We start from the raw sequence: 16,470 nt of genomic DNA on the forward strand, positions 1-16,470 counted from the left end.
CGTGTTGGCATGTCCGATAGTGAAATGCCAGCGGCAGGCGACCAGCCGCGTGCGACTAGACCGGGCGCTCGGCCAGCAGGCTGCGCACCAGCGGCTGCATCTTCTCGTCATAGCGCGCGAGCATCACATGATCGTCGGCAGTCTCGTAATGCGTGATCAGCTCGCGCCCGTTCCACCAGTGCAGCGCAAAGGCGGGCGGGTCGGCGATGATCATGTTGCGGCCATCGGGCGTGTCGGGGTCGATCGGCGCCAGTTCGAGCGCGACCTGCGGCGCGCTCGACGGGCAGATCGCGACCGGAAAGCCGCTCCAGCTGCTGACGATCGCGCGGTGGACATGGCCGCACACCATGCCGATGATGTTGGAATGCCCCGCAAAGCAGCTGCGCAGCCGCTCTACCCAGGGCTCTTCGGGATGGGTGTTCATCCATTCGATCCCCACCTCGATCGGCGGGTGGTGCTGGACGATCAGTGTCGGGCGGTCGGTCTGTTCGGCGAGCCGATCGCGCAGCCAGCCTGCGCGCACCTCGCAATAGGCACCGCCATGGCGCCCTTCTTCAAGCGTATCGAGCACCAGCAGGCGGATCGGGCCGGCCTCGACCTCATATTGCACGAAGCCGTCAACCATCGGCACATCGGGGAACTGCGCGGCGAAGGTGTCGCGCTGGTCATGGTTGCCCAGGCACATGTGCACCGGAAACGGGCAGACCGAGAGCGCGTTCTTGAGCCTGCGATAGCTGTCCTCGTCGCCGCGGTCGATCAGATCGCCGGTGGCCAGCAGCATGTCAGGCTGCGGATCGAGATCGCACAGCATCCCGATGACCTGATCCAGCCGCTTGCGATTGAACTCGGCAGGATTGTCCGGATCGAAGCCCAGATGGATATCGGTGATCTGGGCAATCAGCATTCGACGTGAAGGTCCTCGGGCCTGGGTTAGTTGGGCATCATGCGCGATTGTCGGAGACGGGCGCTGACCGCTGCGGGATGCGCCAGTGCCGCCGTGATCTCTGGCCGCTTTTTCTTCTTGTCTTGCTCGCGAAGCAGCCATGGGGCCCCCTTGTCGGCGTGGTAATCGTGGCACATTGCACAGGTGGATTCGACAGGTTTCTTGACCTTGATCAGCGACTCGCCGGTTTCACCCACGTGGCAGGTGCGGCAATCCTTGATCCCCGGCAGCAGCAGGTCCGACGCCTGGCTCGATTTTTCGGCAAGGTGGCAGCTGGTGCACTCTTCCTTGTCGTGCGCATCGTGCGTGAACCAGCCCTTGTTGAGATAGCGGCTGGTCTGCGCGACCGGTGCGATCCGGTAGTCCATCCCGCCCGAAGAGGACGGCGGCACCACGACATGGCAGTCATAGCACGCGCCGCCGCGGCTGAAGACTTGGCGGATCGCCTGATCGGCACGGCCACCGCGGAAGTTGACCGCCCGCGCATAATCGGCGGCGGTGCGCCTGGAATTGACGACGCCTGGCCGCTGGCGCGCCAGGCTGCCCAGGTTGATCGGCCGGGTCGGCGCGGTCGAACGATAGAAGGCGCGCAGATCGGCCTTGACCTGTTCGGGCTGGCCATGGCGCAGCGTGCGGAAGGTGTTGCCGATCTTGTCGAAGGCCAGGCTGTGGCACATCGCACAGCTCTTCTCCATGTCCACTGCTACAAAGCCGACATTGTTCTTGTCCGCCTCATGGCAATCGGAGCATTCGAGTGCATCGCCAAAGCCATATTTGCCCGCCAGCCGCCGCCCCATCTGGGCCACGCCGCCGGTCTTGTTCAGGTGCATGTCGTGCGGGAATTTCAGGCCGTTGTTCTCGCGCGGCTTGCGGTCGAGCGATATGCGCTTGCGCGGCGCCTTGGCATCGTCGCCGACGAGCGGACGCAACAGCACCGCAGGCTGGAACTGCGGATGCGCGGTGCCGAAATCGGCGGCGTTATCGAGCTTGGTGTTGGTCAAGCGCGTGTCCATCCCGTCGTGGCATTCAGCACAGAATCGCTGCTGAGTGGGCTGCATAGCACCTGCCCCCTCATGCTCGGTGTGACATTCGACACAGCGTCCTGCAGGTTTGTTGAAACTGGCCGCAACGAATCGGGTGAAGGCGGCAAATCCGGTGGGGTCGCCGCGCGCGGTGAGCTGCCGCGTCATCGGCGCATGCGGCCCTGCGTCCTTTTCGTGGCAGGTCATGCAGGCATTGTCTCGGACGGACACAAAGGCATCGACATGGCACGACTGGCAGTCGTCCTTGAGCGTCTTGTGCGCGAGGCTGAGCTTGCCCGATGACCACAGGCCGTCGGCGTGGAAGCCATCGGGGCGCGATACCTTTTCCTTGTACGCCAGGTCCTTGTAGCTCGACCAGGTGTAGATCGGCCAGGCAAGGCAGGCGATCAGGATCAGCAGCGCAAAGCCCCAGGCGCTCATCCTTTTGCCCGGCAGCAGCCCCTTGAGCGAATAGATCGCGCTCTCGTCCTTGTCCTCGGCGCTGTCCGATACCGCCTCGACCCTGCGGATGGTGAGCGTGATCGCATCGCCTTCCACGCCGACCGCGATGATGTGGCCGCCAAAGCGCAACTCCGCACCGCGCGCGATATCGATTGTCGCACTTTCGACGCTACGGCCATCGACATCGAACGGCTGCTGCGACTGGGCGGTGACCAACAGATCGCCGCCGCGCCGTTCCATGCGCGCGTGTACCGGGTTCACCGCCAGATCGGGCAGGTGGACGCCGTTGCTGGCGTTGCGACCGATGTAGATCTCGCCGCCTTCGACCTCGGTCTGGCGGACAATCTCGCTGCCGTCTGCCTTCAAGGCAACCTGGCGGACGATAAACATCATTCAACTGCCCCCAAAACCGTCACAAACCCGCCCGCCAGGCCCCTGCCCCGGACCTTTCGATCACCAATAGAAAAACACGCTGAAAATATGCGCCGACAGCGCGGCGAGCAGCGCGAAGGTCATCGGCACATGCACGAACAGCCACACCTGCAGCATCGACTTGATCTGAAGGTGCTTGCGCAGCCGTGCCAGCGTCGATTCCTTGCGCTGCAAGAGCCCGTCGACCTTGTCGAGCGGGTCGTCGCCCATCCTGGGCTGATAGGCGCGCATCCGGCGCAGTTCGGCGATCGCCGCGCGGGTCTCGCAGCCGCCATAGCTGTTGCCGATGCGCTGGAAGAAATTGCCGTCGAACGGATCCTGCTCAAGCGAGGCCTGCACCAGCGCCGCCTGCGCGGGATCGAGCGGCTGGGCTGCATCGTGCAGCTGCCGGTCGAGCGATCGCAACTGCTCGATCATCATCCGCTCGGTCACCGCGCCGTCGTTGTCGGCGCGGTTGTTCGACAGATTGTCGGGCAGCGTCGCATAGAAATAGATGCCGACGATCCCCGAAATGATCACGATCATCATCAGCGACCATGCCAGCGTGTGCACGTTCCAGCCAAGCTGGAAGCCGGTGTGCAGCGTTCCAATGACGATCAGGCTCAAGCCCAGATACACATGCGCGCTGGTCCAGGCTTTCAGCGACCAGCCCCCGGGCGTGATCGCGCGCTTGCGCAAGCCAAGGCAGGTCAGCCAGAGGATCAGCAACGCCCCGATGGTGCCGAGCGTGTACCCATACCAGGACCCGCCATTGTGGCGCGGCTGCACATCGACCAGGAAATAGCTCACAAGGCATGTGATGCTGAGCACCGTGGCGATCTTCATCCAGCGGAAGTTGCGATGCCGAAGGAACCCGTCGTGCATTGAATTGCGCTGACGGCCTGTGGTCTTCTTGCGGACCGCAGGCGCGGCAGGCTGTGCTTGGGTGGCCATGGCTTAAGCCTCCTCCTGCTCGAGCCGGGCGACGGTCAGGAACTCGTCGGGCGCGACGCGGATCGCTGCCCCCGTCGGGCAGGCGCGCACGCAGCTCGGCCCCCCTTCGATGCCGGCGCACATGTCGCACTTGATCGCCTTTTTGGGCTTTTCGACGCCGGGATCGCTGTTGGCATACGCCCATTTCTTGCTCGGTTCGCCAGGCCCGGGGCCAAAGCCGAAGAACAGCCACGACAGCAGGCTGGGCTTCTTGGGCGGCACCTTGTCCATGCGGATCACGCCGTAAGGGCAGTTGCGCTGGCAGTTGCCGCAGCCGATGCAGGTGTCATTGATATAGACCTCGCCATCGGGGCCGCGGTTGATCGCGTTGGGCGGGCAATCGGCCATGCAATGCGGATGCTCGCAGTGGCGGCAGCTGGTCGGAACGTGGAGGTGCGCATAGGAGCGCCCCGCCTCGCGATCGAGCCGCGAGAGCCCGTCATGGCTGTCGGCGCATGCCTTTTCGCAATTGTCGCAGCCGACGCACAGCGTCTCGTCGATGAGCAGCACGTCGGTCGCCTCGCCGATGCCGTTTTCGACAAGGAAGTTGGCGACGCCCGAATACATGTCGACCACGCCCGAGAAGCTGTCCTTTTTCGCCTCGATGAACGCGTTGATATCCTGGCGGCTGGCCATGTCGCGCTTGGCGCGCTTGAGCAGTTCGGGATGCGCCTCGAGCACCTTCTTGAACGCATCGCCATCGATCTGGATGACCTCGGACTTGATCGCCGCCTTGACCGTCGCGGTGCGCCTGCCCCCCGCGATCAGCGCCATTTCGCCGACATACGAACCTGCGGGAAGGTACGACAGGAACACCGGCTTGCCGCCGATTTCCTTCTCGACGATCATCGATCCGACGCGGATCACATAGATCTCGTTGCCCTCGTCGCCTTCCTTGAGGATCGCCTCGCCGGGCTTGATCTGGCGGATCTTGCTGGTCTGCACCACCTCGGCGATATCGTCGGGCTTGAGGCCCGATCCGAACATCTGCAACAGTAGCCGCTCGGTCGAGATGCGCTCGATCGCCTTCTTGGCGGTGGGCACCTGGCTTTGCAGCTTGAGCGCCGCATTGCGCGATATCTCGACGCAGATCGTGTCCTCGGCGGCGATCACGGTCGCGCCGCGACGGCGCCCCGAGATCAGCCCGACCTCGCCGAAGATCGATCCCTGCCCGATCGGCACGGTCTTCGATGTGTCGTTGGGGTCGATCTGCACCGCGACCGAACCTTGCGCGATCGCGAACAGCGAGGATCCAGGCGCCGAGCGTTCGAAGATCACGTCGCCCTTGCGATAGAATTTCGCATCGGAATCGAGCATGAACTCGCGCATCTGCAGCGGGTTCATGCCGTTGAGGATCGTCACGTTCTCGCGCAGAAGGTCGAGCCATTCGGCCACCGACTTGCGGCCCGGAAGGTCGCGGAACTTGGCTTCGAGGATCGGCTCGTCGGCGGGTTTCAGCTCGGTGTTGCCGTTGATGAACTCGATGACGTCATAGCCCTGGTTCATGCAATGCTTGATCAGCGGATAGCCTGCCAGCGCGCCGATGACGAAGATTCCCGGCGCGGTCGATTCGAACACCGGCGACAATTGCGGGAAGGCAAGGCGGTCGGCGCTGGTGAACGCGATGCCGCACTCCTCGATAAACGCGCGCGGAGGGGCGGAGCCAATACGCGCGATGATCCGGTCGCAGCGCACCCGTTCCTCGCCGTCGCGGGTGCTGAAGGTGATCCAGCCCGGCTCGACACTGGCGGTGTCGGTCTCGAACCGGATGTTGAGCTTGCCGGCATTGCGATCGCCCAGCAGCGCCAGCGCATTGGCCTCCTTTGCAGTCGGGAAGCTCTCCTTGGGGCTGGGTGCCTCGGGGCCGCGGCTGACGATGGTGACGACATTGCCCTGCGCCGAATCCTCGGCAAGACCGCGCGCATTCTCGATTCCCGCATCGCCCGCGCCGATCACGACGATGTGCTCGTCGACATATTCGGTGGGATCGTCGAGCTGATACTGCACATGCGGCAGATCGCCGCCCGGGCAGCGCATGCGGTTGGGGTTGCCCTGGGTGCCGATAGCGAACACGACGTTTTCCGCCATGATTGTCTCGCCGTTGGTCAGCACGATCTCGTAGGGAGGGGCGTAGCGCTGGATTTCCTTCTTGGTGATCGATCCATCGCGGCCGCGCTGTTCGATGACATGCACGCTGCCCTCGATCGCAGGCCCGGTTCCTCGGATCGCCTTGGCCTCAGCGTTGAACTTGACGTTGACGCCCAGTTCCCTGGTGCGCGCGTTCCACTTTTCCAGGATCGCCTCGCGCTTGCCCGCCTCGAACTCCTGGTCGGAGCGCAACACCAGCTGCGATGGCGTCGCCATCACGTGCTTGCCCTTCTGGTATTTGTAGATCGTATCAGAGAGGTGATCGGTCTTTTCGAGCAGGATGTGGCTCATCCCGAGGCTCGCGGCGCGTCCGGCAGCGCTCTTGCCCGCCGGGCCTGACCCGATGATCGCAACGCGGAAAATCTCGCTCACAGGTTCGCGTCCCCCATTTGCGGACGCGCGAGCGTCCACGCTTGCATGGCTAAGGCAGACCAGCCCGACATTGCACCGCCCGATATCTCCCCGATCGGTACGGCGAACGCCAGAATGCTCCGCAGCCGCAAGAACTTGCCCAAAATTCGGTTGCGAACCCTATGGCCATATTTCTAGCAAAGAATGTGATCTTTACCACTTAGAAATTGGAAATTGTGGCCGATCGGCTAGCATGATGGCCTGACACGCGGACAAAGAGACACCCTGATGACCGAGAGCACCCAGCAAACCCCGGCCCCGCTGCCTGCACAGGCTGCTGCGGTGGAAGGCCCGCAAGGCGGATTCGGCGCGGCGCGCATCGCTTTGCTGTGCGCGGCGCTGATCGCGGCGGGTGCGGTGGGCTACAAGCTCTATACCGATCAGGCTCCGAGTGCCGCAGCGCCGACAGCGCCGGTCGGGGCCAATGGCGAGCCCGCCTCGGTCGACGAGGTGATCGCCGGGCTGGAAGCGCGGCTGCAGGACAATCCCGGTGATGCCGAGGGCTGGCGGATGCTGGGCTGGAGCTATTTCGAAACCGGGCGCTTTGCCGAATCCGCCACGGCCATGCGCCGCGCGATCCAGCTCGCACCGGGCAATTCGGAATATCATTCGATGCTGGGCGAAGCGCTGGTGATGGCGAGCAAGGACGAGGCGATCAGCCCGGATGCCCGCGCCGCGTTCAAGCGCGCTGTCGAGATCGACCCCAAGGATGCGCGCGCGCGCTATTTCCTCGCCGCGGCCAAGGACATCGATGGCAAGCATGCCGAGGCGATCGAGGACTGGTTCGGCCTGCTCGCCGAAACCCCCGCCGATGCGCCTTATGCCAAGGACATTCGCGACGTGATCCGCAACGTCGGCAAGGAGCGCGGCATCGAGGTGGAAAAGCGGCTCGCATCGGCGAAGTTCGCGCCCGCCAGCGGCGGGTTCCGGACCGATGGCGCGCAGGCCGCCACTGCCGGCATCCCCGGCCCCAGCCCCGACCAGATGGCTGCTGCCGCCGCGCTGCCCCAGGGCCAGCAGGACATGATGGTCGCGCAGATGGTAGATGGCCTTGCCGACCGGCTCAAGCGCGAGCCGGGTGACACCGATGGCTGGATCATGCTGCTGCGCAGCCGGATGCAGCTGGGCGAGACCGGCAAGGCGCAGACCGCTCTGCGCGACGCGACTGCAGCGTTGAAGAACAAGGCGGCCGATCAGCGCCGCGTGCGCGAGGCAGCAGCCGCGCTGGGCGTGCCGGGCGCCTGAGCCTCCCCGGCTACCCCCGGCACCCCCCTTAACCCCGGCCACACCCGGGAGATGACTCCGTTCCGGACCAATGTAACCGTATAATCATTGCCTGTTGAGCAGCGAGCAAATAGTTTGCTCTCAATGGTTTGCAAACCATTGACCATTCTGCCGGCGGGGCCCTCGCGCCTTCGCCACACCCATCATTTTATCGCCACACCCATCATTTTGTCGCCGAACCCATCACTTTATCGAAGGTGCGCCGGAACAGTCTATGCCGGATATGGATCATGTCGAGCACGCCTGGGGGGCGATCGAGTCAGCTTCCACGCTGGATGATGTGCTGCGGGTGACCGTGGAACACGCGCGCACGCTGGGCTTCGGATATGCGGCCATCGCGCGTCATGTCCATGTTCAGTCCGGGCTGATGCGGCCCGACGTGCTGAGCAACTATCCCCAGGCGTGGAAGGACCTGTTCAACCGCCGCGACTATGGCCTGTCGAGCCCGATCCTGGCCGCCTGCCAGCGCCGGGGGGGCGCGATCCGCTGGACCGACCTCGAATCGATTATCCCGCTCACCCGCATCCAGCGCGAATATCTGGAAGAATCGCGCAAGCTGGGGCTGGCTTCGGGCTGCACCGTGGCGAGCCACATGCCCGACATGCCCACGGTGTCCGCCCATTTCGTGATCCCCGACAATGGCCCGCTGCCCGCTCGCCTGTTCATGGTGGCGATCCTGCTGGGCACGGCGGCCGGTCAGCAGGCGCGCAGCCTGTGGCAATCGCACCATCCCGACGCCGCAGCTGACCTCGCCGAGCGGTTGTCCCCGCGCCAGGTCGACTGCATCAAGCTGGTCGCGCGCGGCATGACCAGCTGGGAAATCGCCAGCGTACTGGGGATATCCGACCAGACCGTGAGCGAATATCTCACCGACGCCCGCCGCCGCCTCGCCGTCGCCAACCGCGCGCAGCTGGTGCTCAAGGCGCTCAAACAGGGCTATTTCACGCTGGATGACGTGACCGACTGAGGCGCACGTGGCTTTGTAAGCGCCTGCCTGTCGCTCATCGACCCGACGGGGTTTGCAGGGGGCCGTGATCGATGGTGGCAAGATAGGCGGCGACCTCTCCCGCCGAAAGGTGGAAGCTCCGCCGCGTCTCGCGGCTGAAATGCGCGCTGTCGGCAAAGCCGGCACTGTACGCCGCCTGGGTGAGATTGGTGGCATCGCCAGTGACATGGTTTATCCAAGCGAACCGCTGACGACGAACGCGTTGCCAGGCCTTGGGCGCCAGACCGGTGGCGGCCAGGAAGCGGCGCTGCAGTTGGCGCGGGCTGAGCCCCAGTGCGGCTGCGACCGCAGCCACCGGACGTCCCGCGTCCATCGCCTCGGCGGCAGCAGCGATGACGGCATCCGGTGGCGACAAATCACCGATCCGCGCCTCGAGCGCGGCGGTGAGGCCTTCCAGCCCCCGCTCAAAGGCTGCAAAGGCCCAGTGGCTCTGCGGCAGCGATTGCATGGTGCCGGCGATCTGGAGCGGGGCGATGCCGATCAGCGTCAGTGATGCCCCGGGGCGCAGCCGCGCGCCGACCACCGTCATCCCTTGGACAAGCTGCACCGTCTGCGCGATCTCCGCGGCGCCGACCAGTTCGACGCCAACCAGCCTGCCGCTCCAGAAGCTCGCTGCCAGCGAGACGGATCCGTCGGGCACGATGGTGTGGACAATCCGGTCAGGGTCTGACGGATCGAGCGAAAATTGCCAAAAGGCCTCGACAAAGGGGGCCAGCGGCGGATCGGGTGGAAATTCCTCGTAGCGCACAGGCATGTCCGATTTGATCAAGTCTGCAGCATAATGCCTTCCTATTCTTGGCGTCAAACACGGGTATTGGCGATGGAGCAGAAAAATGATTACGATCAAACACCTTAAACGAGCCATGACGGTCATGGCGGCCGCGCTGCTGGCAGTCCTGGCAACAACCATGCCGACGCATGCAAGGGATGCCGCCGCTCCGCTGAATTATCTGGTGGGCGAATGGACCGGTGAAGGGTGGGTCGACATGGGGCAAGGCCGCATGGAATTTCGCCAACACGAGCGGATCACCTCGAGGCTCGATGGCAACATCATCACCATCGAGGGCACCGGGAGCGATCCCGCCAATGCAGGCGTGACTGTGTTCGAAGCGTTTGCCGTGCTCAGCGCCAGCGGCAAACCCGGCGAGTTCACCATGCGCAGCTATACGCGCGAAGGTCAGGCCGGAACATTCCCCGCCGTGCTGGAGACCCCGAACCGGCTGGTGTGGACAATCACGGTGCCGGGCCGGCTGATCCGCTATCGCAGCGAAGTGACAGGCGATCGCTGGATCGAAACTGGCGAAGCTTCGGTCGATGGCGGATCGAAATGGATGAAGTTCTTCGAGATGAGGCTCGATCGGATGCCCGCAGGCTAGCAACCACCTGCGCGCAATCTCAGCGATTGTCTGCTGGTGTGCGTGCGACGACGAGCCAGGCCAGCACGGTGATCGCACCGCACCAGGCGAGAAAGGCGCTGAGTTCGCCCAGGGCGAGCAGCGCCGCGCCGGGAGCAAAGGCGAGCGCCCAGCCAGCGCGCCGGTAGCGGGGCAAGGCGCGGGCACGGTTGAGGCGGAAGACGCGGATGCGCTTGGTGTCGGTATACAGCAGATAGATGACCGCCAGCAGGCTGATGGCGGTAGCGGCGGCAAACAGCGACAGCGTGCTCATTCGGCTGGCACCGCTGCCGAGGCCTGCCCCTCGCCGCGCGCCGATCTGCCGATGGCATCGCCGCGCCGCGAGCGATGGAGCGCAAACACTCCGCACGCCAGCAGCATCAGATCGATCATCACCACCACGGCGTGGCCGGCCCCCACCAGATCCGGCCAGCCCTGCCCGCCGGTCGCCAGCCGCACCAGCGGCAGCGCGACCATCGCCAGCCCGAGCACCGCCATGAACACTGCGCTCGCATCGCCACGACGGATCAGCACGCCCGCCAGCAGCACCGCGAAGGCGCAACCCCAGACGAAACCGAACGCGGTGCCGGACACCGGATCGCCCGCGGGATAATTGAGCAGAAAGCCCAGCGCCGCGCCGGTCAGGCCGATCGGAACGCCATAGCCCACCATCGGAATCGCGACCCCGAGCACCCGGCCCGAAGGCATATCGGGCCTGCGCTCGACCCACAGCCTGAGCCCGGTGAGCGTGACATAGCTCGCCGCCAGACCCAGCGAGACCCAGATCAGCTTGGAGAGCAACCCGGCGAAATGACCGAAGTGCAGCGGCCCCATCCAGGCATAGACCGTGCTGCCGAACGAAGGCCTGGTACCGAGGTCGGGCTTCACCCCGTGGTAGCGCCCGCTCGCCATGTCATAGACATGCGTGCTGGCCTCGACCGCGCGGCCCGAGGGCAGGTGATAGAGATATGCCCTGGAATCGGCGGTGCCCCAATGCGCGATCGAAACGAAGCTGGGCTGCGTCCCGGTCCGCGCGACCGATCGGGCGATCATAGAGTCCAGATTGGCCATGTCCGCCGGACGCTCGCTCACCGTTTCGGGTGCACCGACAAGCGTTTCGGTCATCTTTTCCTGGTCGCCGCCAAAGGCTACCATCGCCACGATCGGCAGCCCGATGGCGCCCGCAAAGCTGAAGAAAGTGCCGGTAAAGGCAAGCAGAAATCCAAACGGCAGGCTCCAGCTGCCCGCCAGAATGTGCCGGTCGCGCCGGTTGAGCAGGCGGCTCGACAGCCGCGGCGCGACGAACAGGTCCTTGATCAGGTGGCGGTGGAGGATGATGCCGGAGATCACCGCGAACAGCATAACGAAGCCCGCAAGCGCTGTGAGATACAGCCCCACCGGGTCGGGCGCGTGCAGGCTGATGTGCAGGATCGAGATGAAATAATCGAGCGCGCTGTCGCGATCCTCGGGCAGTTCGCTGCCATAACCCTCGTCGCGCGCGGCAACCTTGAGCGTGCCGGGTTCAAGCAGGAAACGCACGCCGACATCGTCGGGCCTGCCCGCCGAGTTCACGCCATGGGTGTGGAAGAACACCAGCATCGTCCCCGACGCATTGGGATAGATCGTGATGTCCTCGCGATATTTCGGCTCGACCGTCTGCGCAAGCTGCCTGATCCTGGCATCAAGCGGCTGGCTCAACGGCGCTTGCGTCTTTGCGCCGCTGATCGACCAGGCGCCGATCTCCTGCGACAGCACCGCCACGGTGCCGGTGATCACCACGACATAGAGGAACAGACCGAGCAGCACGCCCGACCAGCCATGCACCGCGAGCAGCCTTTTGGAGGTTGCCTGATTGACGAGACTCATGTGCGCGATCCCTTGCGGTCAGAAGCGGCTGTAGATGAGCGCGGCATTGGCCAGGATGATCGCCGTGATCACCCCGGTACCGCGCAGCGGCCGCGCCTCGATCAGCGCGTAGAGAAAATAGACAGCCCATAGCGCCGGAAAGAGAAGGATCGGCCAGATCAGATTGTCGATCCCGGCAGCGCCGCCGGGCAGCCACAGCGGCATCGAGGCCATGGTCACGACCGCAGCGATCAGCGCGAGCGGACCCGCCATTACCCAGCGCAGCACAGTATCGCGCGCAGGCATCCCGCCCGCACCCGTTCCGCTGTGTTGCACTGTTTCCTGCGGCACCGGCCATCGCCTCTTTTGATCTGATGTGGCGCGCATGGGTTTGCGCCGCCGAGATGCCAAGGGTCTAAAGCGCATGGATTGCTAATGCAAGTGATTCTCATAATGATATGATCCGGCGCAGTGTTCGAATGCGCAAGACCGTCGCGAGCGGCGGGGACCCGGCTCTGTCACAGCTAGAATTGCCAGGCACCTGTCCGATCGTTCAGCAAGGCGAATGCGGCGCTTGGCTCAGGGCAACCGCGCGCTGTCGGCAAGCTTGCGGAAATCCTCGATGCCGGCTGCGAAATAATGCAGGCGCGGCGCCTCGAAGCTGATCATGTAGAGCTTGCCCGCGATGATCGCCGCGCGCGCCTCGCCCCGGCGGGGCAATTCGTCCTGATCGACGAACTCATAGGTGAAATGCACCCCGTCCGCGCCCAGAAACCGCCCCGGTTCGATCCCTGTCATCTGGAACGATCCGCTGCGCTTGTAGGTGCGCCAAGTGGTCTCGAGCAGCTCGGGCACTTCGACCAGCAGGGTGGCCGTGGTGAACTTGGGCAGCGGCTCGCGCTTCTTGCTACGTTCACGGACCAAGGGCTGGCCCGGCGTGATCGCAGCGAAGAAGGTCACATCATTGAGCTGCTCGCCATCGACCGTCCAGTGCTCGGTGTTCTTGCCGAGGCGCACATCGAGCCGGTTCCAGTCGCGCGACGGCGTGACGGTGAGCGGCGTATCGGCAACCGCTACCGGCGCGCCACGCTCGCGCAACTTGTGCGCATGGGCGGCAAACGGAGCGGATGCCAGCGCTACGGCCAGCCATCCGACCAGCAGACCAATCGGAGCGTCCTTCATTGTGCGGCTCCTTGGTCGGGGATCATCATGCGGATCAGCTTCGCATCGGATGCATCGGGCTTGAGATCCAGATAGCGTTGCAGCGCGGCCTGCCCTGCCCCGGCCTGCCCGGTCTTGAGCAGCGACAGACCAAGACCGCGGTTCGCCTCTGCATGCGCGGGGTCGAGCGCGATCGCCTCTGCATAGAATTGCGCGGCGTTGACCAGGTCTCGCGGGGCGCCGCGCATCCGGTAAAGCTCGCCGCGCGCATGGTGCAGCTGCGCGGTCCAGCCGCCCTGCGCCAGCGCCTGGAGCAGATACTCGCTCGCACCGAAATCGTTGAGCTTGATCTGGTCGTCGAGGAACATGCCCAGCCACGGCGCAAGCGCCGCGCGATAGCGCTCAGCGCCATCGTCGCGCGTCACGGCATCCGGGCGGGCGAGCTCGGCCAGATATCCGGCGCGTTCGGCATGGGGCGGGTGCGAGGCCGCAAAGGCGATGGCATCGAACTTGGGCTTCTTCAGTCCTCGGCCACGCGCAGATGCCTCCGCCTCTGCCATCAGGTTATCCCACATTTGCGAAGCTGCCTGCGGTCGCAACGCGCTGTTGTTCAAATAGGCAATTGCGAGCCGGTCTGCCTCACGTTCCTGATCTCGCCCATAGCGGTACAGGTTGCCGTAAATGGAGAACTCGAGATTACGGTACGTCCGAACGACGTCATACGATGGAGCGAGGCTCCCCAGGACCGCCGCCCAGGCGAGGACATCGGTGCCCGATCGCCGTGCCTTGAACTTCCCAAGGATATGCCGATTTTCGAAATGACCGAACTCATGACCGAGCACCGTCCCCAGTTCAGCCTCGTTCTGCACGCGCAGCAACAGCCCGGTGAAGACACGCATGGTGCCGTTAGCCGTCATGCTGGCGTTGAAAAATGGCGCGCGCACGATGTAGATGCGGACCGCGTTGCAGCGATCTGACCCGACCGTATCGCACAGCACCTTGCGCAGATAGCCGTTCAGCGTCTCCTCGCGAATCACGAGGTCAGATTGTGCGAGGATGGCTTCTTCCTCATCCATCTCGCGCCACCAGCCGATTTCATCCACGCCCACCGGCTGATAGGCTCCGGTATAGGGTGGCACAAGCGCAGGTTGCGCGGTTGCCTGACCCGCCCCTGCGAGCCACGCCAGCGCGACACACGCTGCAAGGAAAGCCCGCGTGATCATTTGCCGGGTCCGGCATCGGGGGCAGTTTCGCTTTCGGCGATCATGCTTCCCGGAAAATCCTCGAGCAACTGCCGGATACGCTTTTCGGCGCCGTCCTTCTCGCGCACATCGCCGCCCATCTGCGCGTCGGCATTGAGCCACAGCAGTTCGCCGGTCTTCAGGTCGACAAGCCCGGCATAGCCGACATGCTCGCCCGACGAGACGCCGACCCCGGCCAGCGCACCAACCAGTTGCAGCATCTTGCGCCCGGTCGATCCGTAGACATCACGGTTATAGATGAATAGCGCATAGTCCGCGCCCTCAGCACCGGGCAGGTTCCCGACGCCTTCGCCTAGCGACCAGTCAAAGACCTCCGCCTTGTTGTCGCGCTTCTTGGTTGGAAGGCGGTTGCCGACGAAGAACTGGTACTGGATCACCGCCTGCGACACCGCCGCAAACAGCGCCATGTGCTCGTTCAAGGCGCGGGCGTCCTCGCCATAGGCTGGCGGCGCGATGATGACGTCATTGCCCAGGCTGCGTTGCAGCCCATCCAGCGCGATACCGATATTGGCGCGGGCCTGCTCGGTCCAATCTGAATTGGGTTCGAACATGCCTCCGGTGGACTGTTCGCCAACCCGCATCGTGGGACGCATCAGCAGGATCTTCTTGCCGCTTTTGGCTGGCAGGGCAAATCCCTGCCGGGTTGCGGATCGCTCTTGAGCGTGGATTGGACCACCGGCGACCGACAGGATCAAGAGCGCAGCAAGAATATGAAGAATAAATGTTCGCATCGTAGCCCCCGCAACGGGGACAAGTTATAGACTAAGGTTTGGACTGCGTGCCAGTATTGATGTCCAGATAAATCCAATCTGGAGCAGATTGCCGATCCGATACTTGTCAGCGTGCCCCGAACAGAGCAGAGCCGATGCGCACATGCGTCGCGCCGATGCGGACCGCGGTCTCATAGTCGCCCGACATGCCCATGCTGAGCTGGTCGAGCCCATGATCGCGTGCCAGCTTGGCGAGCAGCGCGAAGTAGGGCGAGGGTTCGACATCGGCGGGCGGCACCGCCATCAGGCCGACGACCGGCAGGCCCAGCGCGCGCACCTGTTCGAGGAACTGCGGCAGATCGGCAAGCGCGCAACCGCCCTTCTGCTCCTCCTCGCCGATATTGACCTGGATGAAGCACGGCACCTGCCGCCCCGCCTTGGTCATCGCGGTGGCGAGCGCCTTGGCGAGCGACATGCGGTCGAGCGAGTGGATGACATCGAACAACGCGACGGCATCGTCCGCCTTGTTCGATTGCAGCTGGCCGACCATGTGCAGTTCGAGATCGGGATAGCGCGCGCGCAGTTCGGGGAATTTGGCCTCGGCCTCCTGCACCCGGTTTTCGCCGAACACCCTTTGCCCCTGCGCGATCAGGTCCTCGATCGCCTCGACCGGTTTGGTCTTGGAAATCGCAATCAGCGTGGTCGCTCCCGTCGGGCGTCCGGCGATCTTCTCGGACTGGGCGATATTCGCGCGGATCGTCGCGAGCGGGGTGTCTGCGGCAAGGCTATGCGTGGTCATGGGGCGGGGCTATAAGCCGGGTCATGCGCCGCCGCCAGCCCGGAAAATCAGCCCTGCCGCGAATCTGGCTGATCAGCGATGCGCGCAACGATGCGCAGCTGGAACGGTCGATCGCGAGGCTGTCGCACGGATCGGGGCTGGTGTTCCGCCATTACCACCTCCCGCCCGAAGCGCGTCGCGCACGGTTCGACCGGCTGGCAAAGCTGATCCGCAGGCGCGGCGGGGTGATCGTGCTGGCAGGCGATGCCCGGATGGCACGGCGCTGGCGGGCGGACGGATATTATGGAGCGCCTGGCGGCGGCGCAGCGAACGGCTTGATACGGCTGCTGACGGTGCACGACATGCGCGAACTGGCCCACGCCCATGCCTCTGCAGCGGACCGGGCGGCAGCGCTGATCTCTCCGGTGTTTGCCACGCGAACGCATCCGGGCGGCATGGCGCTGGGCGTCGCAAGGTTCGCCAGCCTCGCGCGGCTGTCACGGTTGCCGGTCGTGGCCTTGGGCGGCATGACGCGGCGACGGTCGCTCCAGATTGCGGCAATCACCATCAGCTGGGCTGCGATCGACGGTTTATCTGCGTAGCCGCTGACCTGTGCTTCCCCAAGACGGCTTTGGCCCAC

At 64.5% G+C, this 16,470-nt stretch carries 16 protein-coding genes; 4 read left to right on the forward strand and 12 right to left on the reverse strand.

Annotation, left to right across the window (positions count from 1 at the left end; translation table 11 throughout):
• Positions 1-55: 55 nt before the first annotated feature.
• From BSY18_RS11645 to BSY18_RS11660, 4 genes are read right to left on the reverse strand one after another with little or no spacing between them, the layout of a single operon-like run.
• On the reverse strand, positions 56-904 hold the full coding sequence (locus tag BSY18_RS11645; RefSeq protein WP_054134039.1) for a phosphodiesterase: 849 nt from the start codon (positions 902-904) through the stop codon (positions 56-58).
• A 26-nt stretch (positions 905-930) separates the two neighbouring features.
• Complete coding sequence (locus BSY18_RS11650) at positions 931-2,820, reverse strand: cytochrome c3 family protein (RefSeq protein ID WP_069050704.1); 1,890 nt, start codon at positions 2,818-2,820, stop codon at positions 931-933.
• 60 nt (positions 2,821-2,880) lie between these two features.
• A complete protein-coding gene (locus tag BSY18_RS11655; RefSeq protein ID WP_069050705.1) occupies positions 2,881-3,792 on the reverse strand; it encodes a hypothetical protein in 912 nt (303 codons plus the stop codon).
• Between the two features lie 3 nt (positions 3,793-3,795).
• Positions 3,796-6,351 carry a cyclic nucleotide-binding domain-containing protein gene (locus tag BSY18_RS11660; RefSeq protein ID WP_069050706.1) on the reverse strand — a complete coding sequence of 852 codons (2,556 nt, stop codon included), beginning with the start codon at positions 6,349-6,351 and terminating at the stop codon, positions 3,796-3,798.
• Between the two features lie 267 nt (positions 6,352-6,618).
• Here BSY18_RS11660 and BSY18_RS11665 point away from each other — a divergent pair, with 267 nt between their 5' ends.
• Both BSY18_RS11665 and BSY18_RS11670 read left to right on the forward strand, forming a co-directional pair.
• Positions 6,619-7,635 carry a tetratricopeptide repeat protein gene (locus tag BSY18_RS11665; RefSeq protein WP_054134035.1) on the forward strand — a complete coding sequence of 339 codons (1,017 nt, stop codon included), beginning with the start codon at positions 6,619-6,621 and terminating at the stop codon, positions 7,633-7,635.
• A gap of 253 nt (positions 7,636-7,888) precedes the next feature.
• On the forward strand, positions 7,889-8,641 hold the full coding sequence (locus tag BSY18_RS11670; RefSeq protein WP_082382160.1) for a helix-turn-helix transcriptional regulator: 753 nt from the start codon (positions 7,889-7,891) through the stop codon (positions 8,639-8,641).
• 34 nt (positions 8,642-8,675) lie between these two features.
• Here the strand turns inward: BSY18_RS11670 and BSY18_RS11675 are convergent, their stop codons facing one another.
• A complete protein-coding gene (locus tag BSY18_RS11675; protein ID WP_054134033.1) occupies positions 8,676-9,449 on the reverse strand; it encodes a helix-turn-helix domain-containing protein in 774 nt (257 codons plus the stop codon).
• 94 nt (positions 9,450-9,543) lie between these two features.
• Between BSY18_RS11675 and BSY18_RS11680 the strand changes: the two genes are divergently transcribed.
• Positions 9,544-10,056 carry a hypothetical protein gene (locus BSY18_RS11680; RefSeq protein WP_069050707.1) on the forward strand — a complete coding sequence of 171 codons (513 nt, stop codon included), beginning with the start codon at positions 9,544-9,546 and terminating at the stop codon, positions 10,054-10,056.
• Between the two features lie 19 nt (positions 10,057-10,075).
• Here BSY18_RS11680 and BSY18_RS11685 read toward each other — a convergent pair whose 3' ends face one another.
• The 7 genes from BSY18_RS11685 to BSY18_RS11715 form a co-directional block, all read right to left on the reverse strand.
• Positions 10,076-10,348 carry a hypothetical protein gene (locus BSY18_RS11685; RefSeq protein WP_069050708.1) on the reverse strand — a complete coding sequence of 91 codons (273 nt, stop codon included), beginning with the start codon at positions 10,346-10,348 and terminating at the stop codon, positions 10,076-10,078.
• Positions 10,345-11,940: a PepSY-associated TM helix domain-containing protein gene (locus BSY18_RS11690; RefSeq protein WP_069050709.1), complete on the reverse strand. Its 1,596-nt coding sequence runs from the start codon at positions 11,938-11,940 to the stop codon at positions 10,345-10,347. Before BSY18_RS11690 ends, BSY18_RS11685 begins: the two co-directional genes overlap by 4 nt.
• Before the next feature lie 18 nt (positions 11,941-11,958).
• Complete coding sequence (locus BSY18_RS11695) at positions 11,959-12,270, reverse strand: hypothetical protein (RefSeq protein ID WP_083231439.1); 312 nt, start codon at positions 12,268-12,270, stop codon at positions 11,959-11,961.
• Positions 12,271-12,498: 228 nt separating this feature from the next.
• Positions 12,499-13,101: a hypothetical protein gene (locus BSY18_RS11700; RefSeq protein ID WP_069050710.1), complete on the reverse strand. Its 603-nt coding sequence runs from the start codon at positions 13,099-13,101 to the stop codon at positions 12,499-12,501.
• On the reverse strand, positions 13,098-14,303 hold the full coding sequence (locus BSY18_RS11705) for a M48 family metallopeptidase (protein WP_069050711.1): 1,206 nt from the start codon (positions 14,301-14,303) through the stop codon (positions 13,098-13,100). The genes BSY18_RS11700 and BSY18_RS11705 overlap by 4 nt, the downstream gene beginning before the upstream one ends.
• Complete coding sequence (locus BSY18_RS11710; RefSeq protein ID WP_069050712.1) at positions 14,300-15,073, reverse strand: hypothetical protein; 774 nt, start codon at positions 15,071-15,073, stop codon at positions 14,300-14,302. The genes BSY18_RS11705 and BSY18_RS11710 overlap by 4 nt, the downstream gene beginning before the upstream one ends.
• A 106-nt stretch (positions 15,074-15,179) precedes the next feature.
• A complete protein-coding gene (locus BSY18_RS11715) occupies positions 15,180-15,851 on the reverse strand; it encodes a YggS family pyridoxal phosphate-dependent enzyme (RefSeq protein WP_069050713.1) in 672 nt (223 codons plus the stop codon).
• A 23-nt stretch (positions 15,852-15,874) separates the two neighbouring features.
• Here BSY18_RS11715 and BSY18_RS11720 point away from each other — a divergent pair, with 23 nt between their 5' ends.
• A complete protein-coding gene (locus tag BSY18_RS11720; protein ID WP_069050714.1) occupies positions 15,875-16,432 on the forward strand; it encodes a thiamine phosphate synthase in 558 nt (185 codons plus the stop codon).
• Positions 16,433-16,470 lie beyond the last annotated feature (38 nt).

The sequence above is a fragment of the Blastomonas sp. RAC04 genome (assembly GCF_001713435.1).
In the GTDB taxonomy this organism is placed as follows: Bacteria; Pseudomonadota; Alphaproteobacteria; order Sphingomonadales; family Sphingomonadaceae; genus Blastomonas; species Blastomonas fulva.